This is a genomic window from Romboutsia sp. 1001285H_161024_C4 (genome assembly GCF_015550185.1).
GTDB lineage: Bacteria > Bacillota > Clostridia > Peptostreptococcales > Peptostreptococcaceae > Romboutsia_C > Romboutsia_C hominis.
Map to the genome: position 1 here is coordinate 1 of NZ_JADNAJ010000010.1, position 22,493 is coordinate 22,493.

Genomic DNA, 22,493 nt, shown 5'->3' on the forward strand with positions numbered 1-22,493 from the left:
GAGTTTGGACCGTGTCTCAGTTCCAATGTGGCCGATCACCCTCTCAGGTCGGCTACTGATCGTCGCCTTGGTAAGCCGTTACCTTACCAACTAGCTAATCAGACGCGGGTCCATCCTGTACCGCAAAAGCTTTGATAAGAAAGCCATGCGACTCTCTCATGTTATCTCGTATTAGCATACCTTTCGGTATGTTATCCGTGTGTACAGGGCAGGTTACCCACGCGTTACTCACCCGTCCGCCGCTCTTTACCGAAGTAAATCGCTCGACTTGCATGTGTTAGGCACGCCGCCAGCGTTCATCCTGAGCCAGGATCAAACTCTCAAATAAAAGTTGTTACCTGCTCAGACTATCATTATCTGAATATCTGGCTTGGTTTGTTTTCGATTCTTTTAAGAATCAGTTATATAAATTAACCTACTGTTTAATTTTCAAAGTTCTTATTTTGCCCTTTTCTTAAGGACATATATAAATATATCATCTTATAATTAAATCGTCAATACTTTTTTTATATTTTTTTTATTTTAATAAAAAACTAGGTTATATCTAATAAATTATTTATTAGATATAACCTAGTTTTTACTTTTTTTCAATTTTTATTCTCATTATCACTAAAGTATTTTTGGATACCTACGTATATTGACCAAGCTATTTTTTCTTGATATTTTTCATCAGCTAATAAGTTAGCTTCTTTTTCATTAGATAAAAATCCACATTCTATTAAAACTGATGGTATTGCATTTTCTTTTAATAAATATAAGTCATCTTTAGGTTTAATTTCTCTGTTATTAGTTTTATCAACTACTCTCTTTAATTCTTCTTGTATATATTTAGATAGCTTTTTAGAGTCATCTTTTCCACCTGGATAAAATGTCTGGGCCCCATAATATTTAGAAGCACCTTTTCCACTTAATGCATTCATATGTATAGATACAAACATATCTGCATCAGATTCGTTTATTACCTTTTTTCGATTCTTTAAATTTTCATTATATTTTTGTCTAATTGTCTTGCCTTTAGCTTCTTCATACAAGCTAACATCTTCTTCTCTAGTTAATATAACAAGACCCCCACTAGATTCTAATAATTCTCTTAATTTAAGTGTAATAGATAAATTCACATCTTTTTCAGTTATACTTTTATCTTCATTCAAGGCTCCTGGATCTATCCCACCATGACCAGCATCTAGTATTATGGTTTTTTTGGTTACTGGCATATACTCCATAGACTCTTGCGATACACTTTGAATTTCAAACGAAAATACCACTACTAGTATTATAGATATAACACAAAATATTATATGTTTTATGTACTTTCTCACAATATCACCCTGTACATTTATATTAAAAAAGACTTTGGAATATTCCAAAGTCTTTGTACAAACATATAAAATAGGATATTATCTCTTTGAGAATTGTGGAGCTCTTCTTGCTGCCTTTAATCCGTATTTCTTTCTTTCCTTCATTCTAGCATCTCTAGTTAAGAATCCTTCTTTCTTTAAAGCTCCTCTTAACTCTTCATCAGCTTTTAATAAAGCTCTAGATATACCATGTCTTATAGCTCCAGCTTGTCCAGTGAATCCTCCACCTTCAACCTTTACTATAACATCGTATTTGTTTTCGTTGTTAGTTAACACTAATGGTTGCTTAACATCTCTTATTAATGTTTCATAGTTGAAGTATTCTCCAACTGGTCTTCCATTTATTACTATGTTTCCTTCACCTGCAACTAATCTAACTCTAGCAACAGAGTGCTTTCTTCTTCCTGTTCCGTAGTATTGAACGTTAGCCATGATAACTCCTCCTTTCACCCGTTAATTATTATTTAAAGTTTAAAACTTCTGGATTTTGAGCTGCATGATCATGGTTTGGTCCTGCGAATACTCTTAATCTAGTCATCATTCTGCTTCTTAATTTGTTCTTACATAACATACCACTTACTGCATGTGATACAACTTCTTCAGGCTTCTTAGCCATCATTTCTCTGTAAGTTATTTCCTTTAACCCACCTACGTATCCTGTGTGGTATCTGTACATTTTTTGATCTAATTTCTTTCCTGTTAAAACTACCTTCTCTGCGTTTACAACAACAACGAAGTCTCCTCCGTCAACGTGTGGAGTGAAAGTAACCTTGTGCTTTCCTCTTAATACTGTCGCTATTTCAGTTGCTAAACGACCTAATGTTTTTCCTTCAGCATCAACGATGTACCATTTTCTTTGTACATCAGCTGGCTTAGCTATATAACTTTTCATGTTTGTCCCTCCTTAACTTATTTTCCTATAAAAATTTTACCGTTTATGTCAAGTCCGGGGCAAGTGGACTTATTAACACACTCTAACTTATTTTAATATATGCCCCCTGGTGTGTCAAGCTAATAATCAACTTTTTTGAGAAATAATCCATGTGCTGGAGCGGTATGTCCACATTCTCCTCTATTTTTTGATTTTATTACTTCTTCAAGGTTTTTAGTTATACGACCTCTACCTATATCAACTAACGTTCCTGCTATTATTCTTACCATGTTATATAAAAATCCATTACCTTCTACTTCCATAACAATTAATCCATCTTCTTTAGTTAGTGTTATATCGTATATCGTTCTTATAGTGTCTTTAACTGAAGATCCAGAACTCATGAACCCTTTAAAATCATATTCACCAATTAGACTCTTAGCTTCTTTACACATTTTTTCGAAATCGAGATCATATTTTACATGATATGATATGTCCTTATATATAGGATTTCTATATGGACTATTGTGTATTAAATATCTATATCTCTTTTTCTTTGAACTATATCTTGAGTGAAAATCTTCATCTACCTCTATACAGTCTATTATAGATATATCTTTTGGTAACTTAGCATTTAATGCATTTGGCATTTTACTTGCAGGTATATTAGAGCTTGTTTTAAAATTGGCTACCTGACCCAAAGCATGAACTCCTGCATCAGTTCTGCCGGATCCGGTTATTTTAACTTCTTCCCTAGTTATGTCATAAATGGCTTTTTCTATTGTACCTTGTATACCTAAAGAATCAGGTTGCTTTTGCCATCCACAATAGTTTTGACCATTATACTGTATCGTAAGTTTTAAATTTCTCATAGTCTTCCTCTTTACATAAATCTAGTAGCTATAATTATAACCAAATATACAATCTGTATACCATTAGCTACATAATCTGCTTTTGTCATTATAGCTTGTTTCATTTTTGTCCTATTGTATCCACCTCTATAACATCTAGCTTCCATTGCAGCAGCAAGTTCTTCAGCTCTTCTAAATGCACTTACAAATAAAGGTACTAGTAATGGCACTAAGTTTTTAGCTCTATTTATAAGATTTTTACTTTCAAAATCTGCCCCTCTTGACATTTGAGCTTTCATTATTTTATCAGTTTCATCTAATAGAGTAGGTATAAATCTTAAAGCTATTGTCATCATCATAGCTAATTCATGCACAGGAAATCCAACCTTGTTTAATGGATTTAAAAGCCTCTCTATGCCGTCTGTTAGGTCCATAGGTGTAGTTGTTAAGGTAAGTAAAGAAGTCCCTACAACTAAGAATATAAGCCTTATAGCCATAAATATAGCTTGTTCTAAACCTTGACTTGTGATTCTCAAGAAACCAAATGACCAAATTACATCTCCTGGTAAGAAAAATACATTAATTACAAATGTAAATATTATAATCCATCTTAATGGTTTTAATCCTTTTAATATATATTTACCTGGTAACTTTGATGATTTTATAATAGCTACTAGAGCTAATAAAACAATAGCATATGGCCAAAATTTATTTATTATAAATAGAGATATCATAAAAACAAAAGTGGCTATAAGCTTAACTCTAGCATCTAGCTTGTGAATTACCGAATTTACAGGATAATACTGTCCTATAGTTATATCTTTTAACATTTCTTTTTACCTCTCATAACTCTTAATATTTCTTCCTTAGCTTCTTGTATAGTTATGATATCTTCTTTTATGTCAAATCCATTTGCCCTTAGCTTTATTGCTAACTCCAATACTTGAGGTATATCAAGACCTATTTCCTTAAGTCTTGAAGAGTTAGATTTAAACACTTCTTTAGGAGTTCCCATAAATTCTACTTTCCCTTTATTCATAACTATCAAAGTCTTTGCTAACCTAGCCATATCATCCATACTATGAGAAGATAATATTATTGTCATATTATTTTCTTTATGCAGTGTTTTTATTAAATTAAATATTTCATCCCTTCCACCTGGATCTAATCCAGCTGCAGGTTCATCTAAAATAAGTACTTCTGGTTTCATAGCGATAACTCCAGCTATTGCTACTCTTCTTTTTTGACCTCCTGATAATTCGAATGGAGATTTATCTTTAAACAGTTCATAATCAAGCCCAACAGCTTCCATTGATGTTTTTACCCTACGATCAACTTCTTCAGGGTCTAAGCCTAAATTATTAGGCCCAAAAGCTATATCTTTCTCTATTGTTTCTTCAAATAATTGGTATTCAGGGTATTGAAACACTACTCCTACCCTTTTTCTAACTTCTGTTAGGTTTAAGTTTGGATCTGTTATGTTAAATCCATTTATATTTATTTCTCCAGAATGAGGCTTTAATATCCCATTTAAATGCTGTATTAATGTTGATTTACCAGAACCAGTATGTCCTATTAACCCTACAAAATCTCTATCTTTAATTTCAAAACTAACATTGTCTAACGCCTTGCTCGCAAAAGGCATACCTTCATTATATATATGAGTTAAACCTTTTATCTCTATCGACATAATTCCATCACCATCTCATCTACAGTTAATATATCTTTTTTTATATCTATACCTTCTTTATATAACATACTAGATAATTCCGTCATATAAGGAACATCTAATCCTATACCTTTTAATGCATCTATTTTACTAAATACTTCTCTTGGAGTTCCTTCTAATATTTTTTTACCTTTTTCCATAACTATAACTCTATCAGCTTCTACTGCTTCTTCCATAAAGTGAGTTATATGTAATACGGTAATATTTTCTTCTTTATTTAACTTTTTTATAGTTTTCATTACTTCTTTTCTTCCAGATGGGTCTAACATAGCCGTTGCTTCATCAAATATTATACATTTTGGCTTCATAGCTATTATTCCTGCTATAGCTACTCTTTGTTTTTGACCTCCTGATAATAGGTGTGGTTGTCTATCTCTTAACTCATACATACCGACACTCTTTAACGACTCTTCAACTCTATGTTTTATTTCTATAGGGTCTATCCCTAGGTTTTCTGGTCCAAAAGCAACATCTTCCTCTACTATTGTAGCAACAATTTGGTTATCTGGATTTTGAAATACCATACCTGCTGTTTGCCTTATATCCCATAATTTATCTTCTTCTTTTGTGTTCATTCCATCTATAAGTATATCTCCTTCAGTGGGAACCAGTATAGCATTTAAGTTCTTAGATAATGTAGACTTTCCAGAACCATTGTGACCAATTATAGCAACAAATTCACCTTCTTTTACATCTAGTGTTAATCTGTCTATTGCTTTAAAAGTGCTATCTTCTGTAATATACTCATAAGATATATTATTCACTTTTACTATATTGTTCATTTATTTACTCCTTTTCATAAGTAATTAAAGCAACTTCGTCATATATAAATAACTAATACCTTATTAGTGTTAATAAACTCTATTTTTTGAACAAAAACCATTTTGACTAGTATTATATCATAGTTCATCGCAAAAAACACAAGTACGTTTATCTTAAAATCTACTTATATCTGCCGCTAGCATACATTTTTCTTAATTTTATAATTATATGTTCAATTATATTTTATGAACTATAAATATATCTAAGCAAGGATCATATTTCAAATTATACATCATAGATTTTATCTACTATTCCCCCGTAATTTTTATCCTTTGTAAGTTTGTTTTTTTCACCTAACTTTATCTGAATATAAAAATATAGCCTTTATAAACTATAGAATCTATCATAGTTTATAAAGGCTATAAAACAAACCTACAGTGGATTAAAGATATTATTTTTGTACAAATTTATATTTAAAAAAGGATTAAGCTATAAGCTTAATCCTTCACAAGAATTATACTAATTCTATAAATGCCATTTCAGCAGCGTCCCCTCTTCTTGGACCCTTCTTTATTATTCTTGTGTATCCACCGTTTCTCTCAGCATATTTTGGAGCTATTTCAGTGAATAAGTTGTTTACTACAGTTTCATCTATAACATAAGCTAAAACTTGTCTTCTAGCATGAAGATCTCCTCTTTTAGCAAGAGTTATCATCTTTTCTGCCATTCTTCTAGTTTCCTTAGCTCTAGTAACAGTAGTTTCTATTCTTCCATTTCTTAGTAAATCAGTTACTAAGTTTCTTAACATAAGGTTTCTGTGAGCTGTCTCACGTCCTAATTTACGGTAAGTAGCCATGATATCCCTCCTTCACTAACTATTCTTCGCTTGGTTTTAGACCTAATCCAAGTTCTTCTAACTTTTGGATTACTTCTTCTAAAGATTTTTTCCCTAGATTTCTAACCTTCATCATATCGTCCTCAGACTTATTAGCTAATTCTTCAACTGTGTTTATTCCCGCTCTCTTTAAACAGTTGTAAGATCTAACTGATAAATCTAATTCTTCTATAGTCATTTCAAGAACTTTTTCTTTTTGGTCTTCTTCTTTTTCTACCATTATCTCAACATTGCTTACATGCTCTGTTAAGTCTATGAATAGATTTAAATGTTCAACTAAAACTTTAGCTGCAAGAGATATTCCCTCTTGAGGGTTTATGCTTCCATTAGTCCAAACTTCTAGTGTTAATTTGTCATAGTCTGACTTTTGACCTACTCTTGTATTTTCAACATGGTAGCTCACTTTTTCAATAGGAGTATAGATTGAATCTACAGGTAAAACTCCTATAGGCATATGCTCTGTCTTGTTTTCTTCAGCAGAAACATAACCTCTACCTTTATCTATCATTATTTCCATATTTAACTTAGCATTGTCATCTAATGTTGCTATCTTTAAGTCTTTGCTTAATACTTCAACATCAGAAGGACATATTATATCAGCACCAGTTATAGTACATGGACCCTCAGCCTCTATTTTAAGAGTTCTGCTTCCTTCACCATCTATAGTAGCTGAAAGTTCTTTTAATGCTAATATTATTTCAGTAACATCTTCTTTAACACCAGCAACAGTTGAGAATTCATGAAGAACTCCATCTATTTTTATAGCATTAACTGCTACACCTGGTAAAGATGATAATAATATTCTTCTTAAAGCATTACCTACAGTTATGCCATAGCCTCTTTCAAGAGGCTCTATGACAAACTTTCCATATCTATAATCTTCGCTAAGCTCTATTATATCTACTTTTGGTTTTTCTATTTCTATCATGGACAAAACCCTCCTTTAAATTTATTAATCCACTGAGGGTAAACAAAATCTCAAAAATAAATTTTAAAATATATTTATTACTTAGAGTAAAGCTCTATTATTAAGTGCTCTGCTATTTCAAGATCTATATCTTCTCTTGATGGGTTAGCAACAACTTTAGCGCTCATTTCGTCTAAGTTAGTTTCTAACCACTTAGGAGCTATTCTTGTATTGTTTTCTACTAAAGCTTTGAATTTAGCAGATGATTTTGATCTTTCTTTAACTGTTATAACGTCACCTGGCTTAACTGTTATAGAAGCTATATCAGCCTTGTGTCCGTTTAATAAGAAGTGACCGTGTCCTACTAATTGTCTAGCTTCTTTTCTAGATGAAGCTAATCCCATTCTGTAAACAACATTGTCTAATCTTCTTTCTAATAAGCTTAATAAGTTTTCCCCTGTTATACCAGCCATTTTTTCAGCACGCTCGTATAGGTTTCTGAATTGAGTTTCTAAAACTCCGTATATTCTCTTAACTTTTTGCTTTTCTCTTAATTGTAATCCATAGTTAGAAACTTTCTTTCTTCCTTGTCCATGTTGTCCTGGAGCATAGTTTCTCTTAACTATAGCACATTTATCAGTATAACATCTGTCACCTTTAAGGAATAATTTCATTCCTTCTCTACGACATTGTCTGCATGATGCACCTGTGTATCTTGCCATGTCTTTACACCTCCTAATTTACTTGTTTATATAATTACACTCTTCTTCTCTTTGGTGGTCTACATCCATTGTGAGGGATTGGAGTAACGTCCTTTATCATAGTTACTTCTAATCCAGTAGCTTGTAATGCTCTTATAGCAGCTTCTCTTCCTGAACCTGGCCCCTTTACGAATACTTCAACAGTTTTTAAACCGTGTTCCATTGCAGCTTTAGCAGCAGTTTCAGCAGCCATTTGAGATGCGAAAGGAGTCGCTTTTCTTGATCCTTTGAATCCTAATTGTCCTGAAGATGCAGCTGATATAGCGTTCCCATGAACATCAGTTAAAGTTATTATTGTATTGTTGAAAGTAGATTGTATATGAGCTTGCCCACGTTCTATATTTTTACGCTCTTTTCTTCTTACACGTGTAACTTTCTTTTGCTTAGCCATTGTTTTCCCTCCTATCTAGTTTTTATTTATTACTTCTTCTTCTTACGAGATACAGTTTTTCTAGGACCTTTTCTAGTTCTAGCGTTAGTCTTAGTTCTTTGTCCTCTTAGTGGAAGACCTTTAGCATGTCTCATACCTCTGTAACATTTTATATCTCTTAATCTCTTTATATTTAAAGCGATTTCTCTTCTTAAGTCACCTTCAACTAAGAAATCATTATCTATTATCTTTCTTAATTCGTTAACTTGCTCTTCTGATAAGTCTTTTATTCTTACGTTAGGATCTATGTCAGCTTTAGCTAATATTTCGTTAGCAGTTGCCTTACCTATACCGTATATATAAGTTAAGCCTATTTCCGCTCTTTTTTCTCTAGGTAAATCTACCCCAGCTATTCTTGCCATTAGTTCGCACCTCCTACACTTAATTTTTTCGATTCTAAACTTGTGTTAATTCATGTTAAATCCGAAACAGATTTCAACGATTTTAAAGTTTAATTGCTAATATCACAATTAAATATTATACTACAAAATTTTACAAATTACTAGTATAATTTATTATCCTTGCTTTTGCTTGTGCTTTGGATTTTCACAGATAACCATTACTTTACCTTTTCTTTTTATAACCTTGCACTTTTCGCATATTGGTTTTACTGATGGTCTTACTTTCATTGTTAATCCCTCCTTAGACTAATATTAAAATAGTCTACTTCTTACGCCAAGTGATTCTTCCTCTTGTAAGGTCATATGGAGAAAGCTCAACATTCACCTTATCACCTTCAAGGATTCTTATGAAGTTCATTCTTAGCTTTCCAGATAAGTGACATAATACTTCATGTCCATTTTCTAATTTTACTTTAAACATAGCATTAGGTAAGTTTTCTGTAACTGTACCTTCTAGTTCTATAACATCTTTTTTGGCCATTAACTAACCAAACCTCCATTTCAATAAGTTAAATCCTTTGATCTAACTTAGTAAGTTGAGCTCTTAAAAAAGCATCTGTATTATTCTGCTTAGATATAATCATTTGTTTTGCTTCTTCGCTAATAAAGTCATATATCTTTAAGTGCTTAACTTTTTTTAGCTTAGGCTTACCAAGTTTTCTTGTCTTACCATCAGATATTAAAACATATTCATGGTCAACTACTTCTACTATAAAAAATAGTCTTCCTTGTTCTCTACCTGATAAAGCTTTTACAACTTGACCTATACTTAGCTTATTTAATAGCATTTATTCACCTACTTTATGATTAAAGTGCTGATAATATCAGCGGCTCATCTTCAGTGATTGCTATTGTATGCTCATAATGAGCTGATTTTTTGCCATCTATTGTGACAATTGTCCAGTCATCTGCTAATGTTTTAACGTGATATTTACCAGCGTTAACCATTGGCTCTACAGCTAAGACCATTCCTTCTAAAAGTCTTGGACCTTTACCTGCTGGACCATAGTTAGGTATTTGAGGATCTTCATGAAGTTCAGTTCCAACTCCATGACCAACTAAATCTCTAACTACTGAAAAACCATGTTTTTCAACGTGTGCTTGTACTGCGTGTGAGATATCAGATAATCTATATCCTAGTTTAGCAAATTTTAAACCTTCATAGAAGCTTTCTTTTGTTACTTCTATTAATTTCCTATCTTCTTCAGATATTATTCCTACCCCATGAGTTTTCGCAGAGTCTGAATGATATCCTTTATAATAGGCACCTACATCTAAACTTATAATGTCGCCTTCTTTTAAAATTCTGTTAGCATTTGGTATACCATGAACTACCTCTTCATTTATAGAAGCACATATAGATCCTGGGAAACCTCCATAACCTTTAAAAGATGGAATTGCATTATATTTTCTTATATTCTCTTCAGCTATTTTATCTAACTCTAGTGTAGATATTCCCGGAATAACAGCTGATTTCAATATCTCATGAGTTTCAGCGACAATTTTGCCCGCCTCTCTCATAAGTTCTATTTCTTTTTTAGATTTTAATGTAATCATTATTTTTCACTTCCTAAAGCGTTTACTATATCTTCAAATACCTTATCTATAGATTGTTCCCCATCTATGTTAGCTATTATACCTTGTTTGCTATAATAGTCAACTAATGGTCTAGTTTCATCTAAGTAAACTTGTATTCTCTTTGATACAGTTTCTTCTGTGTCATCTGCTCTTTGGTATAATTCACCTTGGCATACATCACATACTCCTTCAACTTTAGGAGGATTAAACTTAACATGATACGTAGCACCGCAAGATTTACATATTCTTCTTCCTACAGCTCTACCAACTAATATTTCCTTATCAACTTCGATATTAACTACCTTGTCTAAAGCTATATTAGTTTTATTTAAGAACGTATCTAAATGTTGAGCTTGAGCAACATTTCTTGGGAATCCATCTAACATAAATCCATTCTTACAGTCATCTTGAGATACTCTGTCTGTAACTAAACCTACAGTTAACTCATCTGGAACTAATAATCCTTGATCTATATATTCTTTAGCTTTCTTTCCAAGCTCTGTTCCTTCTTTTATGTTCTTTCTGAATATATCACCTGTTGATATATGAGGTATATTGTATTTTTCAACAATACCTGCTGCCTGAGTACCTTTACCAGCACCAGGAGGTCCAAGTAATATTATTCTCATACTATCATCTCCAATTTATTTTAAGAAACCTTGGTATGTTCTCATAACCAGATTTGATTCTAACTGTCTCTTAAGTTCTAATGCAACACCAACAACTATTAGTAAAGATGTACCTACTAGTGTTATTTGAAGTTTCATAAAGAACATTATTATAGCAGATACCATAACGATACAAGCTAAGAATAAAGCTCCAGCTAGAGTAAGTCTTGATAATATTCTATTTAAATAATCTATTGTAGGTTGTCCTGGTCTAATACCTGGTATAAACCCACCGTTATTTTTCATATTATTTGCTATATCTTCTGTATTAAATGATACAGTAGTATAGAAATAAGAGAAGAATACTATCAGCAGAACTTCAAGCGCTCTATAAATCCAAACTCCTGGAGATTGTACTGGATTTAAATATGTTTGCACAAAAGCTTGAGCATCTGCACCCATAAACATTGCTAAAGTTTGAGGGAATGCTAAAAGTGAACTAGCGAAAATTACTGGTATAACTCCCGATTGATTAACTTTCATAGGTATATGAGAACTTTGTCCTCCATACATCTTTCTTCCAACAACTCTTTTTGCATATTGTACTGGGATTTTTCTTGTGGCTTCTTGTATATATGTGACTGCAGTTATTGTTAAAAGTATTACTACTGCTAACAAAGCTACTGCCCATATAGCTATTTTGCCACTTTTTACTAAGTTTACAGTTGATATAACATCTACTGGTATTCTTGAGATAATACCTATAAATATTATAATAGAACTTCCATTACCTAATCCTTTTTCAGTAATTTTGTCCCCTATCCACATTAGAAGCATACTTGCTGATACTAATGTCAATATAACTGTTATAATAAAGAATGCATTATCACTTTTTAAAGCTCCTCTTACAATACCTAGCGTTATCGCTATAGCTTGAACAAAAGCTAATGCTAATGCAATGTACTTAGTATATTTATTAATCTTTTTCTTTCCTTCTTCACCAGACTTTTGAAGTTCTTCCAAACTTTCAAAACCTACAGTTAGAAGTTGTATTATGATAGATGCTGTGATATATGGTCCTACACCTAATGCAAATAGTGTAAAGTTACTAAATGCACCTCCAGTGAACAGATTATATAGGGAAAGAAGACCATTTGAGTCAACCATTCCCTTTATAATACTTGTATCAACTCCAGGAACAGGTATAGCTGCACCTATCCTAAATACTACAATCATCATCAAAGTATATAATATTTTTCTTCTTACATCTTTAAGCTTCCAAGCTTGTTTTAAGTTTGACAGCACGATATCACCCCGCCTATTCGGCTAAGAGCAGCAGATTAGATTAAACTAATTCTGCCTTTCCTCCAGCTTTTTCTATTTTTTCTTGAGCTGAAGCAGTAAACTTAGCAGCCTTAACTGTTAACGCCTTTTCTAAGTTTCCTTCACCTAAGATCTTTATGCCGTCTTTTTCTATTTTGCTTATAACTCTAGCAGCCTTTAAAACTTCAGCAGTTATTTCAGTTCCGTTTTCGAATCTGTTTAAAGCAGCTACATTAACTTCTGTATAAACTTTCTTGAATATGTTGTTGAATCCTCTCTTAGGAAGTCTTCTAGCAAGTGGCATTTGTCCACCTTCGAATCCAACTCTAACTCCACCACCTGAACGAGACCATTGTCCTTTTTGTCCACGTCCTGCAGTCTTACCTTGTCCAGTAGCAGTACCTCTACCTAATCTTTTCTTAGCTCTTACTGCACCTTCAGCAGGTTTTAACTCATGTAACTTCATGGATTGCACCTCCTTATTCGTCTTATCTATTTATTACTCAGCTATTTCAGTTACTTCTACTAAGTGACTAACCTTAGCTATCATCCCTCTTATTTGGGCATTATCTTCTTTAACAACTACTTGTTCTCTTTTTCTTAATCCTAACGCTTCTACGTTTTTCTTTTGGTTAGGAGTAGTTCCTATTATACTTCTAACTAATTTTATTTGTAATTTAGCCATTTCTTACTACCTCCTTACCCTAGAAGGTCCTCAACTTTTTTACCTCTTAATTTAGCTATATCTTCAGCTCTCTTAAGAGATTTAAGTCCTTCTATTGTAGCATTTACCATGTTTCTTGGGTTGTTAGTTCCTAAAGATTTAGCTCTAACATCTGTTAAACCAGCTAACTCAAGTACGGCTCTAGCAGGTCCCCCAGCTATAACTCCTGTACCTTGCTTAGCAGGCATTACTAATATTTTACCAGCACCGAAGTGTCCGTGAACTTCGTGAGGTATAGTTGTACCAACTATAGGTACATTTATAAGATTCTTCTTAGCATCTTCTACTGCTTTCTTTATAGCATCTGGTACTTCCATCGCTTTACCAGTACCTATACCAACGTGTCCGTTTTCATCTCCAACTACTACTAACGCTGCAAATCTGAAGTTTCTACCACCTTTTACAACTTTAGTAACACGTCTAACTTCAACAACTTTTTCTTTTAAGTCAAGTTGTCTGGCATCTATAATCTTACGACGCATGTGCATTTCCCTCCTTTGTTTCTCTTATTAGAACTTAAGTCCAGCTTCTCTAGCAGCTTCTGCTAATACTTGAACTCTTCCGTGATATAAGTATCCACCTCTGTCGAATACAACTTCAGTGATTCCTTTTTCTACAGCTTTCTTAGCCACTAATTCTCCGACCATTTTAGCTGCTTCTTTATTTCCTGTATGACTAACAGCTCCTTTAACGTCTGCGTCTAATGAAGATGCAGATACTAAAGTAACTCTGTTTGTATCATCTATTATTTGAGCGTATATGTTATTAGAACTTCTGAATACACATAATCTTGGTCTTTGAGTAGTTCCAGTTATTTTTCTACGAACTCTCTTATGTCTTTGAAGTCTGTTTGCATTTTTATCAGCTTTCTTTATCACCAGGCTCACTCCTTTCTAGCGTTTAAGTTTGGTATTTATTACTTCTTACCAGTTTTACCTTCTTTACGTCTTACTACTTCACCAGCGTATCTTATACCTTTACCTTTGTATGGCTCTGGCTTTCTCCAGTCTCTTATCTTAGCAGCGTAGTTTCCTACTAATTGCTTATCTATACCTTTAACTGTTAACTCAGTTTGGTTTGGAACTTCAACTGTTATTCCTTCTGGATCTTCCATTTCTACCGGATGAGAGAATCCTAAACTCATAACTAATTTCTTTCCTTGCTTTTGAGCTCTGTATCCAACACCTACTAATTCTAATTTCTTTTCGAAACCGTTAGTAACACCTACTACCATGTTATCTATTAAAGTTCTAGTTAACCCGTGTAGTGCTCTGTGTTGCTTGTTGTTAGTTGGTCTTTCAACAGTTATAGTATTTTCTTCTTGCTTTATAGTTAAAGCAGCATCAAATTGCTTGCTTAATGTACCTTTTGGTCCTTTTACAGTAACTAAGTTTCCTTCAGCTATAGTAACTTCAACACCTGCTGGTACAGTTATTGGTTTAACACCTATTCTTGACATAATCGCACCTCCTTACATCTTTCGTCTATATTACCAAACGTAGCAGATTACTTCTCCACCAACATTTTCTTTTCTAGCTTGCTTATCAGTTAATATTCCTTTAGAAGTAGATATTACTGATATTCCTAAACCGTTTAATACTCTTGGTATTTCGTGCTTAGAAGCGTAAACTCTCATACCAGGCTTAGATATTCTCTTTAATCCTGATATAACTCTTTCTCCTGTTTGTCCGTACTTTAATTGTATTCTTATTATTCCTTGCTTTCCATCTTCTATTACATCGTATCCTCTAACGAATCCTTCTTCTAATAGTATTCTAGCTAATTCTTTCTTTATATTAGAAGCTGGAACATCAACAGTCTCATGTTTAACTACGTTAGCATTTCTTATACGAGTAAGCATATCTGCTATTGGATCTGTCATTGTCATATTGAAACCCTCCTTCCATTTATATCAAAGTTTTACCAACTTGCTTTTCTAACACCAGGTATTTGACCCTTGTAAGCTAATTCTCTAAAGCATATACGGCATATTCCGAACTTTCTAAGTACTGAATGTGGTCTACCGCATATAGTACATCTAGTGTATTCTCTAGTAGCGTACTTTTGTTTTCTTTGTTGTTTTACAACCATCGCTTTTCTAGCCACTGGAATCCCTCCTTCTTTTCTTAGCTTAGAAAATTGCCTTTTCTAAGCTTACTTAGAAAATGGCATTCCTAATAATTTTAATAATTCACGTGCTTCTTCGTCAGTTTTCGCAGTAGTAACAAATATTATATCCATTCCTCTTACTTTGTCTACCTTATCGTATTCTATTTCAGGGAATATTAATTGTTCTTTAACACCTAAAGCGTAGTTACCTCTACCATCGAATGCGTTAGCGTTAACTCCTCTGAAGTCTCTAACTCTTGGTAAAGATACAGATACTAACTTGTCCATGAAGTAGTACATTTTGTCAGCTCTTAATGTAACTTTTGCACCTATTGGCATACCTTCTCTTAATTTGAAGTTCGCAACAGATTTTCTTGCTCTAGTTATAACTGGCTTTTGACCAGATATCATTTCCATTTCTTCTACTGCTTTTTCTAATCCTTTTGGATTTTCTCTAGCATCTCCTATACCCATGTTGATAACTATTTTCTCTAACTTAGGTATTTCCATAACATTCTTATATCCGAATTTCTCCATTAAAGCAGGAGCAACTTCTTTCATGTATTTTTCTTGTAATCTAGAAGCCATTTAAGGTCCCTCCTTTCAAGCTAAATTATATTTCTTTTCCGCTCTTTACTGATACTCTTACTTTTTTTCCATCCTTCATTTCAAATCTAACTCTTGTACCTTTTCCTGTTTCAGGATCTACTGGCATTACGTTAGATATGTGTATTGAAGCTTCTTTGTTTACTATTCCACCTTGTGGGTTTATAGCAGTTGGTTTTTGGTGCTTAGTTATTACGTTTACACCTTCAACTAATACTCTGTTAGCCTTAGGGAATACTTTAGTAACTGTACCTTTTTTACCCTTATCTTTACCTGCTATAACTACAACAGTGTCACCTTTTTTAACACGCATCATGTCCTATTGCACCTCCTTATTATAGTACTTCTGGAGCAAGAGAAACTATTTTCATAAAGTCATTATCTCTTAACTCTCTAGCAACAGGCCCGAATATACGAGTTCCTACTGGAGTTTTATCGTCTTTTATTATAACTGCAGCATTTTCGTCGAAAGATATATAACTTCCGTCTTTACGTCTCACGCCTTGCTTAGTTCTTACTATAACAGCTTTAACAACTTTACCTTTTTTTACAACTCCACCAGGTGTTGCACTTTTAACAGTAGCAACTATTACGTCGCCTATGTTACCATATCTTCTTTTACTTCCGCCTAGTACACGTATGCATAGTATTTCTTTAGCACCAGAGTTATCCGCAACTCTTAAACGTGTTTCTTGTTGTATCATATCGTAATCCCTCCTTTACCAATAAACTACTTAACTTTTTCAACAACTTCAACTAATCTGAATCTCTTATCCTTTGATAAAGGTCTAGTTTCCATTATTTTAACTTTATCTCCGATTCTACAAACATTTTGTTCATCGTGAGCTTTGAATTTTTTAGTTCTCTTAACTGGCTTGTTGTATAATGGGTGACGTACGAAGTCTTCAACAGCAACAACTATTGTTTTGTCCATTTTGTCACTTACAACACGGCCTATTCTAACTTTTCTTCTTCCTCTTTCCATGGTTAAAAAGCCTCCTTTCCAAATTAAGCTCTAGTTTCGTTTAACTTTCTTTCAGCAAGTATAGTTTTAACTCTAGCTATATCTTTCTTAACGAATTTTATTCTTGCTGTGTTTTCTAATTGACCAGTAGCTAATTGGAATCTTAAGCTAAATAATTCACTTTTGAAGTCATTTAATCTATTCATTAGCTCTTCGCTTGTTAAATCTCTTAATTCTTTAGCTTTCATCCTATTCACCACCTTTTACTTCTAAATCTTCACGCTTTACAAACTTACATTTTACAGGAAGTTTGTGCATAGCAAGTCTCATTGCTTCTCTAGCTTTTTCTTCAGAAACACCTGCTAATTCGAACATAACTCTTCCTGGCTTAACAACTGCTACCCAGTATTCTGGTGAACCTTTACCGGCACCCATACGAGTTTCAGCAGGTTTTCTTGTTACTGGTTTATGTGGGAATATTTTTATCCAAACTTTTCCCCCTCTTTTTATAGATCTAGTCATAGCGATTCTGGCAGCTTCTATTTGGTTAGAAGTTATCCAAGAAGCTTCTAAAGCAACTAGTCCGAACTCACCGTAAGTAACTTTGTTACCCTTGTGAGCTTTTCCAGCCATACTTCCTCTATGAACTCTACGACGCTTTACTCTTTTTGGCATTAACATGAGTATTTCCTCCTTCCTCGAACCTTTTTAATATTAGTTATCTTTCTTTTCAGTTCTTTGAGGTCTTGATCCTTGAGGTCTTTGTCCTTGAGGTCTTTGTCCTCTGTTGTTTCCTCTATCATTCCCTCTTCTATCGTTTCTTCTGTTATCTCTTCTATCGTTTCTCTTGTTGTTTCTTCTGTTGTCTCTTCTATCTTCTCTTGGGTTTACACCGTTTCTAGTTGGAAGAACTTCTCCGTTACATATCCAAACTTTTATACCAGTTTTCCCGTAAGTAGTGTTAGCTTCAGCGAAACCGTAATCTATATCAGCTCTTAATGTTTGAAGAGGTACATTTCCTTCACTGTATCCTTCAGTTCTAGCCATTTCAGCTCCACCTAATCTTCCTGAAGCAGAAACTTTTATACCTTTAACTCCAGACTTCATAGCTCTTTGTATAGCTTGTTTCATAGCTCTTCTGAAAGCAACCCTTCTTTCTATAGCTAATGCTATATTTTCTGCCACTAATTGAGCATCTTTATCTGGGTTTCTAACTTCAACTATGTTAACTATAACAGTCTTCTTAGTCATTTTTTCTAATTCAGCTTTTAAAGCTTCTATACCAGCACCAGCTTTTCCTATAACTACACCTGGCTTAGCAACGTGTAAGTCTATCTTAACCTTGTTTGCTGATCTTTCTATTTCTATCTTCGCAACTCCTGAAGAATATAATCTATTCTTTAAGAATTTACGTATATTATGGTCTTCTAATAATAAATTTCCGAACTCTTTTTTATCTGCGAACCATCTTGAGTCCCAATCTTTTATAACACCGACTCTTAGTCCGTGTGGATTAACCTTTTGACCCATTACTTTCCCTCCTATCTATTTATTATTTTCTTTCCTTAAGAACAACCTCTATGTGAGAAGTTCTTTTTCTTATCATTGTTGCACGTCCCATAGCTCTAGGCATGAATCTCTTCATTGTTGGTCCTTGGTTTGCAACTATTGATGCAACGTATAAATTTTCAACGTTCATCTCATGGTTATTTTCAGCGTTTGCCTTAGCAGACTTAACAACCTTAGCTATTATATCAGCTGCTCCTCTTGGAGTGAACTTTAATATTGCTAACGCTTCGTCTACATTTTTTCCTCTAACAAGGCTGCAGATTTGTCCTGCTTTTCTTGGTGATACACGTACATATTTAGCAGTAGCTTTTGCTTCCATTTGCTATTCCTCCTTCCTTAGCGAAAAATTAATTATTTTCTCTTATTAGATTTTTCGTCGTCCTTGTGTCCTTTGAAAGTTCTTGTAGGAACGAATTCTCCTAACTTGTGTCCAACCATGTCTTCTGTTATAAATACAGGTACATGTCTTCTTCCATCATGAACAGCTATAGTATGTTCTACCATTTGAGGGAATATAGTTGAACTTCTTGACCAAGTTTTTATAACTTCTTTATTTCCACTAGCGTTCATAGCCTCTATTTTCTTTAAAAGTCTCGCATGTACGAAAGGTCCTTTTTTAGTTGATCTTGACATTTAAACTCCTCCTTTCCGAGCAAAAGTAAATCTATTACTTAGTTCTTCTTGATACTATTAACTTATCAGAAGCTTTGTTTTTCTTTCTAGTTTTGTATCCAAGAGCTGGTTTACCCCATGGAGTAACTGGTGAAGGTCTACCTATTGAAGTTCTACCTTCCCCACCACCGTGTGGATGGTCACAAGGGTTCATTACAGAACCTCTAACTGTAGGTCTTATACCCATATGTCTCTTTCTACCTGCTTTACCTATAACAACGTTACCGTGTTCTATGTTACCAACTTGTCCTATAGTAGCTTTACACTCTATAGAAACGAATCTCATTTCTCCTGATGGTAATCTTAATAAAGCTTTCTTTCCTTCTTTAGCCATTAATTGAGCAGAAACTCCAGCAGATCTTACTAATTGAGCTCCTTTTCCTGGCTTTAATTCTATATTGTGTATTACAGTACCTACTGGCATGTCCTTTAATGCTAATGCATTTCCTGGCTTTATGTCAGCTGTTGGTCCTGATAATAATGTATCTCCAACATTTATTCCAACAGGTGCTAATATATATCTCTTTTCACCATCTGCATAGTGTAATAAAGCTATGTTAGCTGTTCTGTTTGGATCGTATTCAACAGTAGCAACCTTTGCAGGTACTCCGTCTTTATTTCTTTTGAAATCTATTATTCTATATTTTCTTCTGTTTCCTCCACCTCTGTGACGAACAGTTATTTTACCGTGAGCATTTCTACCAGAGTTCTTCTTTAATGAAACTAAAAGAGATTTTTCTGGTTCATTGCAAGTTATCTCATCAGAAACTAAAACTGTCATTTGTCTTAAGGCAGGAGAAGTTGGTTTAAACTTTTTTATAGCCATCTGTTTTCCCTCCTTCGTTTACTAGGGTTAAATTACATACCTTGGAAGAATTCTATTTCTTTGCTATCAGCAGCTAATTTAACTACTGCTTTCTTGAAGCTTGCAGTTCTTCCTTCGTATCTACCCATTCTCTTAACTTTTCCATCGTAGTTTAATGTGTTAACTTTTTCAACATTAACTCCGAATATAGCTTCTACAGCTTTCTTTATTTCAGTTTTGTTTGCACTCTTAGCAACAACAAAAGTGTATTTCTTTCCAACCATCTCAGTCATACTTTGTTCAGTAACAACTGGCTTTATTATTATATCATGTGGATTAGTCATTATGCGTACACCTCCTCCACTTTTTTAACAGCGTCTGTAGTTATTATGAATGAATCATACTTTAATATATCGTAAACATTTATAGTGTTAACTGTAGCAGTTGCAACACCTTCTATGTTTCTAGCTGATCTTATTACGTTTTCGTTGTTTTCAGCAGTTACTACTAAAGCTTTCTTAGCAGCGTTTATGTTCTTTAATATAGCAGCGAATTCTTTAGTCTTAGGAGCTTCCATTGTTAAAGCATCTAATACTATCATTTCACCATTTTGAACTTTTGAAGATAAAGCAGATTTCATAGCTAATCTTCTAACTTTCTTAGGTAAAGTATATCTGTAATCTCTTGGCTTAGGTGCAAAGGCAACTCCTCCGCCAACCCATTGTACAGCTCTTATAGAACCTTGTCTAGCTCTACCTGTTCCTTTTTGTTTCCAAGGTTTTCTTCCGCCACCTCTAACTTCTGCTCTAGTTTTAGCAGATTGAGTACCTTGTCTCTTGTTTGCTAATTGATTTTTAACAACTTCATATAAAACGTGTTCGTTAACTTCTACGTTGAATATAGCATCAGCTAATTCTATTTCCCCAACGTTTTGTCCAGTTATATTTAATACATTTAATTTTGGCATTGTGCTTCCTCCTTTCTTAGGTTAGTTATTATTTAGAAGCTTTAACAGCTTCCTTTATAGTTACTACTGAACCTTTAGCTCCTGGTATAGCACCCTTAACTAATATAAGGTTCTTATCAGCATCTACTTTAACAACTTCTAAGTTTTGTATAGTAACTTTAACGCTACCCATGTGTCCAGCTAATTTTTTGTTTTTGAAAACTCTACCTGGGAAAGAACATGCTCCCATTGAACCTGGTCTTCTGTGGTATCTAGAACCGTGAGATTCAGGACCTCTAGATTGTCCATGTCTCTTTATAGGACCTTGGAATCCCTTACCTTTACTTGTTCCAGTTACATCTATTTTTTCACCTGCAGCGAATAAATCAGCCTTTATTTCTTGTCCAACTGAGTATTCTTCTGTAGATTCTACTCTGAATTCTTTTAAGTGTTTCTTTAATACATTAGCAGCAGCTAAATGACCTTTTTGAGGCTTGTTTAAAGATTTTTCTTTAGCATCTTCAAAACCAACTTGAACTGCGTTGTATCCATCTTTTTCAGTTGTTTTAACTTGAGTTACAACTACTGGTCCTGCCTCAACCACTGTTACTGGTACTACTATACCTTCTTCAGTGAATATTTGAGTCATTCCAACTTTTCTTCCTAATATTCCTTTCATATTAGCACCTCCTATAATCTTACAGCGGATTATACTATTGTATAATCATTCTAAGATAGTTACCTTATAGGATAAGTATCTTAGGTTGCTATTATAACTTTATTTCTATATCAACACCAGCTGGTAAGTCTAATCTCATTAATGAGTCAACTGTCTTAGGTGTTGGGTTAGCTATGTCTATTAATCTCTTGTGAGTTCTTATTTCGAATTGCTCTCTAGAGTCTTTGTACTTATGAACAGCTCTTAATATAGTTACTACTTGCTTTTCTGTTGGTAGTGGCACAGGTCCTGAAACTTGTGATCCAGCTTTCTTAGCAGTTTCAACTATTTTAGCAGCTGAAAAATCTAATAATTTGTGATCATATGACTTTAATCTTATTCTTATTTGTTCATTTTTAGCCATTGTATTTTCCCTCCTTTATCGCACGTTATCTTTTAGTTACGCACGACTTATGCCGATACACACTTCCGGGTGTGTTGTGTTTTTTCACTCGACAGTCGGTCGCCCTTAACTAAGATTTAGTTTATATTTTCGTATCTCTCAAGCACACTATTATATTTTAAATCATTTTTTACTATTTTTCAAGTTTTTTTTATAATTTTACAAAGTTTATTTTTTTATGTAAAACTTAGGAACAAACTCGATTTGTGTCCTTTTCCAAGGCACTCATTTAGTATATAAAATTTTGTCTCCATTGTCAAATAAATATAACTAGCATTTTATCACTTTATTTAATTTTTATTACTTATATCAAAAAAGAGGGAGCAAGCTCCCCCTTTATATATAGATTAATCACTTAAGAAAAGATTACTCTATTATAGAAGCAACAACACCTGATGCTACTGTTCTTCCACCTTCTCTTATTGCGAATCTTAATCCTTCTTCTATTGCTATTGAGTTTATTAACTCTATAGTCATTTGTATGTTATCTCCAGGCATAACCA

Annotated in this window: 40 protein-coding genes and 1 rRNA gene; all 41 read right to left on the minus strand. The window is 33.6% G+C overall.

Annotation, left to right across the window (positions count from 1 at the left end; genetic code table 11):
• Positions 1–328, minus strand: a 16S ribosomal RNA gene (locus I1959_RS12995); the annotation flags it as partial.
• Positions 329–587: 259 nt separating this feature from the next.
• Entirely contained in the window at positions 588–1,319 is a 732-nt protein-coding gene (gene cwlD, locus I1959_RS13000) for an N-acetylmuramoyl-L-alanine amidase CwlD (RefSeq protein WP_240276230.1), read from the minus strand.
• A gap of 78 nt (positions 1,320–1,397) precedes the next feature.
• Complete coding sequence (gene rpsI, locus I1959_RS13005; protein WP_092921856.1) at positions 1,398–1,790, minus strand: 30S ribosomal protein S9; 393 nt, start codon at positions 1,788–1,790, stop codon at positions 1,398–1,400.
• Positions 1,791–1,818: 28 nt separating this feature from the next.
• Positions 1,819–2,250 carry a 50S ribosomal protein L13 gene (gene rplM / locus I1959_RS13010; protein ID WP_092921854.1) on the minus strand — a complete coding sequence of 144 codons (432 nt, stop codon included), beginning with the start codon at positions 2,248–2,250 and terminating at the stop codon, positions 1,819–1,821.
• A gap of 119 nt (positions 2,251–2,369) precedes the next feature.
• The gene (gene truA / locus I1959_RS13015) at positions 2,370–3,101 is read right to left on the minus strand and encodes a tRNA pseudouridine(38-40) synthase TruA (RefSeq protein ID WP_166506195.1); all 732 of its coding nucleotides are present in this window, start codon (positions 3,099–3,101) and stop codon (positions 2,370–2,372) included.
• An 11-nt stretch (positions 3,102–3,112) separates the two neighbouring features.
• Complete coding sequence (locus I1959_RS13020) at positions 3,113–3,910, minus strand: energy-coupling factor transporter transmembrane component T family protein (protein ID WP_195238527.1); 798 nt, start codon at positions 3,908–3,910, stop codon at positions 3,113–3,115.
• Positions 3,904–4,770: an energy-coupling factor transporter ATPase gene (locus I1959_RS13025; protein ID WP_195238528.1), complete on the minus strand. Its 867-nt coding sequence runs from the start codon at positions 4,768–4,770 to the stop codon at positions 3,904–3,906. The genes I1959_RS13020 and I1959_RS13025 overlap by 7 nt, the downstream gene beginning before the upstream one ends.
• The gene (locus I1959_RS13030; protein ID WP_195238530.1) at positions 4,761–5,591 is read right to left on the minus strand and encodes an energy-coupling factor transporter ATPase; all 831 of its coding nucleotides are present in this window, start codon (positions 5,589–5,591) and stop codon (positions 4,761–4,763) included. Before I1959_RS13030 ends, I1959_RS13025 begins: the two co-directional genes overlap by 10 nt.
• A 494-nt stretch (positions 5,592–6,085) precedes the next feature.
• The gene (gene rplQ / locus I1959_RS13035) at positions 6,086–6,427 is read right to left on the minus strand and encodes a 50S ribosomal protein L17 (protein ID WP_092921844.1); all 342 of its coding nucleotides are present in this window, start codon (positions 6,425–6,427) and stop codon (positions 6,086–6,088) included.
• A 19-nt stretch (positions 6,428–6,446) separates the two neighbouring features.
• Positions 6,447–7,394, minus strand: a complete 948-nt coding sequence (locus I1959_RS13040) for a DNA-directed RNA polymerase subunit alpha (protein ID WP_092921842.1) — start codon at positions 7,392–7,394, stop codon at positions 6,447–6,449.
• Between the two features lie 77 nt (positions 7,395–7,471).
• On the minus strand, positions 7,472–8,095 hold the full coding sequence (gene rpsD, locus I1959_RS13045) for a 30S ribosomal protein S4 (RefSeq protein ID WP_166506192.1): 624 nt from the start codon (positions 8,093–8,095) through the stop codon (positions 7,472–7,474).
• Positions 8,096–8,129: 34 nt separating this feature from the next.
• Entirely contained in the window at positions 8,130–8,525 is a 396-nt protein-coding gene (gene rpsK, locus I1959_RS13050) for a 30S ribosomal protein S11 (protein WP_092921838.1), read from the minus strand.
• A gap of 29 nt (positions 8,526–8,554) precedes the next feature.
• The gene (rpsM, locus tag I1959_RS13055) at positions 8,555–8,926 is read right to left on the minus strand and encodes a 30S ribosomal protein S13 (protein WP_092921836.1); all 372 of its coding nucleotides are present in this window, start codon (positions 8,924–8,926) and stop codon (positions 8,555–8,557) included.
• Between the two features lie 153 nt (positions 8,927–9,079).
• Positions 9,080–9,193 carry a 50S ribosomal protein L36 gene (gene rpmJ / locus I1959_RS13060; RefSeq protein ID WP_002509257.1) on the minus strand — a complete coding sequence of 38 codons (114 nt, stop codon included), beginning with the start codon at positions 9,191–9,193 and terminating at the stop codon, positions 9,080–9,082.
• A 34-nt stretch (positions 9,194–9,227) separates the two neighbouring features.
• Positions 9,228–9,446: a translation initiation factor IF-1 gene (gene infA, locus I1959_RS13065; protein WP_092727842.1), complete on the minus strand. Its 219-nt coding sequence runs from the start codon at positions 9,444–9,446 to the stop codon at positions 9,228–9,230.
• A gap of 28 nt (positions 9,447–9,474) precedes the next feature.
• The gene (locus I1959_RS13070; RefSeq protein ID WP_092921834.1) at positions 9,475–9,753 is read right to left on the minus strand and encodes a KOW domain-containing RNA-binding protein; all 279 of its coding nucleotides are present in this window, start codon (positions 9,751–9,753) and stop codon (positions 9,475–9,477) included.
• Between the two features lie 19 nt (positions 9,754–9,772).
• Positions 9,773–10,522: a type I methionyl aminopeptidase gene (gene map, locus I1959_RS13075; RefSeq protein ID WP_092921832.1), complete on the minus strand. Its 750-nt coding sequence runs from the start codon at positions 10,520–10,522 to the stop codon at positions 9,773–9,775.
• Positions 10,522–11,172, minus strand: a complete 651-nt coding sequence (locus I1959_RS13080) for an adenylate kinase (RefSeq protein WP_195238531.1) — start codon at positions 11,170–11,172, stop codon at positions 10,522–10,524. Before I1959_RS13080 ends, map begins: the two co-directional genes overlap by 1 nt.
• Positions 11,173–11,187: 15 nt before the next feature.
• The gene (gene secY / locus I1959_RS13085; RefSeq protein ID WP_092921828.1) at positions 11,188–12,456 is read right to left on the minus strand and encodes a preprotein translocase subunit SecY; all 1,269 of its coding nucleotides are present in this window, start codon (positions 12,454–12,456) and stop codon (positions 11,188–11,190) included.
• 40 nt (positions 12,457–12,496) lie between these two features.
• Positions 12,497–12,940: a 50S ribosomal protein L15 gene (gene rplO, locus I1959_RS13090; RefSeq protein WP_092921826.1), complete on the minus strand. Its 444-nt coding sequence runs from the start codon at positions 12,938–12,940 to the stop codon at positions 12,497–12,499.
• A 33-nt stretch (positions 12,941–12,973) separates the two neighbouring features.
• Positions 12,974–13,159: a 50S ribosomal protein L30 gene (gene rpmD, locus I1959_RS13095; protein ID WP_092921824.1), complete on the minus strand. Its 186-nt coding sequence runs from the start codon at positions 13,157–13,159 to the stop codon at positions 12,974–12,976.
• Between the two features lie 14 nt (positions 13,160–13,173).
• The gene (rpsE, locus tag I1959_RS13100) at positions 13,174–13,680 is read right to left on the minus strand and encodes a 30S ribosomal protein S5 (RefSeq protein WP_092921822.1); all 507 of its coding nucleotides are present in this window, start codon (positions 13,678–13,680) and stop codon (positions 13,174–13,176) included.
• A gap of 27 nt (positions 13,681–13,707) precedes the next feature.
• Positions 13,708–14,076 carry a 50S ribosomal protein L18 gene (rplR, locus tag I1959_RS13105; protein ID WP_092921820.1) on the minus strand — a complete coding sequence of 123 codons (369 nt, stop codon included), beginning with the start codon at positions 14,074–14,076 and terminating at the stop codon, positions 13,708–13,710.
• A gap of 38 nt (positions 14,077–14,114) precedes the next feature.
• On the minus strand, positions 14,115–14,657 hold the full coding sequence (gene rplF, locus I1959_RS13110) for a 50S ribosomal protein L6 (protein WP_092921818.1): 543 nt from the start codon (positions 14,655–14,657) through the stop codon (positions 14,115–14,117).
• 30 nt (positions 14,658–14,687) lie between these two features.
• Complete coding sequence (gene rpsH / locus I1959_RS13115; RefSeq protein WP_092921816.1) at positions 14,688–15,086, minus strand: 30S ribosomal protein S8; 399 nt, start codon at positions 15,084–15,086, stop codon at positions 14,688–14,690.
• Positions 15,087–15,118: 32 nt separating this feature from the next.
• Positions 15,119–15,304, minus strand: a complete 186-nt coding sequence (locus tag I1959_RS13120; protein WP_071119031.1) for a type Z 30S ribosomal protein S14 — start codon at positions 15,302–15,304, stop codon at positions 15,119–15,121.
• Positions 15,305–15,352: 48 nt separating this feature from the next.
• Entirely contained in the window at positions 15,353–15,895 is a 543-nt protein-coding gene (gene rplE, locus I1959_RS13125) for a 50S ribosomal protein L5 (RefSeq protein WP_092921814.1), read from the minus strand.
• Positions 15,896–15,920: 25 nt separating this feature from the next.
• Positions 15,921–16,226, minus strand: a complete 306-nt coding sequence (rplX, locus tag I1959_RS13130; protein WP_092921868.1) for a 50S ribosomal protein L24 — start codon at positions 16,224–16,226, stop codon at positions 15,921–15,923.
• Positions 16,227–16,248: 22 nt separating this feature from the next.
• On the minus strand, positions 16,249–16,617 hold the full coding sequence (gene rplN, locus I1959_RS13135; protein WP_092921812.1) for a 50S ribosomal protein L14: 369 nt from the start codon (positions 16,615–16,617) through the stop codon (positions 16,249–16,251).
• A 26-nt stretch (positions 16,618–16,643) separates the two neighbouring features.
• On the minus strand, positions 16,644–16,898 hold the full coding sequence (gene rpsQ / locus I1959_RS13140) for a 30S ribosomal protein S17 (RefSeq protein WP_092921810.1): 255 nt from the start codon (positions 16,896–16,898) through the stop codon (positions 16,644–16,646).
• 23 nt (positions 16,899–16,921) lie between these two features.
• Complete coding sequence (rpmC, locus tag I1959_RS13145; protein WP_092921808.1) at positions 16,922–17,125, minus strand: 50S ribosomal protein L29; 204 nt, start codon at positions 17,123–17,125, stop codon at positions 16,922–16,924.
• Position 17,126: 1 nt separating this feature from the next.
• Entirely contained in the window at positions 17,127–17,558 is a 432-nt protein-coding gene (gene rplP / locus I1959_RS13150) for a 50S ribosomal protein L16 (protein WP_092921806.1), read from the minus strand.
• A gap of 33 nt (positions 17,559–17,591) precedes the next feature.
• Positions 17,592–18,407, minus strand: coding sequence for a 30S ribosomal protein S3 (gene rpsC / locus I1959_RS13155; protein ID WP_092921804.1), 816 nt, complete (start codon positions 18,405–18,407; stop codon positions 17,592–17,594).
• A 22-nt stretch (positions 18,408–18,429) separates the two neighbouring features.
• A complete protein-coding gene (gene rplV, locus I1959_RS13160) occupies positions 18,430–18,765 on the minus strand; it encodes a 50S ribosomal protein L22 (RefSeq protein ID WP_092921802.1) in 336 nt (111 codons plus the stop codon).
• 32 nt (positions 18,766–18,797) lie between these two features.
• Complete coding sequence (gene rpsS, locus I1959_RS13165; protein WP_092921800.1) at positions 18,798–19,079, minus strand: 30S ribosomal protein S19; 282 nt, start codon at positions 19,077–19,079, stop codon at positions 18,798–18,800.
• A gap of 34 nt (positions 19,080–19,113) precedes the next feature.
• A complete protein-coding gene (gene rplB, locus I1959_RS13170; RefSeq protein WP_092921798.1) occupies positions 19,114–19,944 on the minus strand; it encodes a 50S ribosomal protein L2 in 831 nt (276 codons plus the stop codon).
• A 32-nt stretch (positions 19,945–19,976) separates the two neighbouring features.
• Positions 19,977–20,267 (minus strand): 50S ribosomal protein L23, encoded by a 291-nt coding sequence (gene rplW / locus I1959_RS13175; RefSeq protein WP_092921796.1) that lies wholly within the window; start codon positions 20,265–20,267, stop codon positions 19,977–19,979.
• Positions 20,267–20,890, minus strand: coding sequence for a 50S ribosomal protein L4 (gene rplD / locus I1959_RS13180; RefSeq protein ID WP_092921794.1), 624 nt, complete (start codon positions 20,888–20,890; stop codon positions 20,267–20,269). The genes rplW and rplD overlap by 1 nt, the downstream gene beginning before the upstream one ends.
• A gap of 28 nt (positions 20,891–20,918) precedes the next feature.
• On the minus strand, positions 20,919–21,548 hold the full coding sequence (rplC, locus tag I1959_RS13185; protein ID WP_092921792.1) for a 50S ribosomal protein L3: 630 nt from the start codon (positions 21,546–21,548) through the stop codon (positions 20,919–20,921).
• Between the two features lie 91 nt (positions 21,549–21,639).
• Positions 21,640–21,951 (minus strand): 30S ribosomal protein S10, encoded by a 312-nt coding sequence (rpsJ, locus tag I1959_RS13190; protein ID WP_092921790.1) that lies wholly within the window; start codon positions 21,949–21,951, stop codon positions 21,640–21,642.
• A gap of 405 nt (positions 21,952–22,356) precedes the next feature.
• Positions 22,357–22,488 (minus strand): hypothetical protein, encoded by a 132-nt coding sequence (locus I1959_RS13195; protein ID WP_442971104.1) that lies wholly within the window; start codon positions 22,486–22,488, stop codon positions 22,357–22,359.
• Positions 22,489–22,493 lie beyond the last annotated feature (5 nt).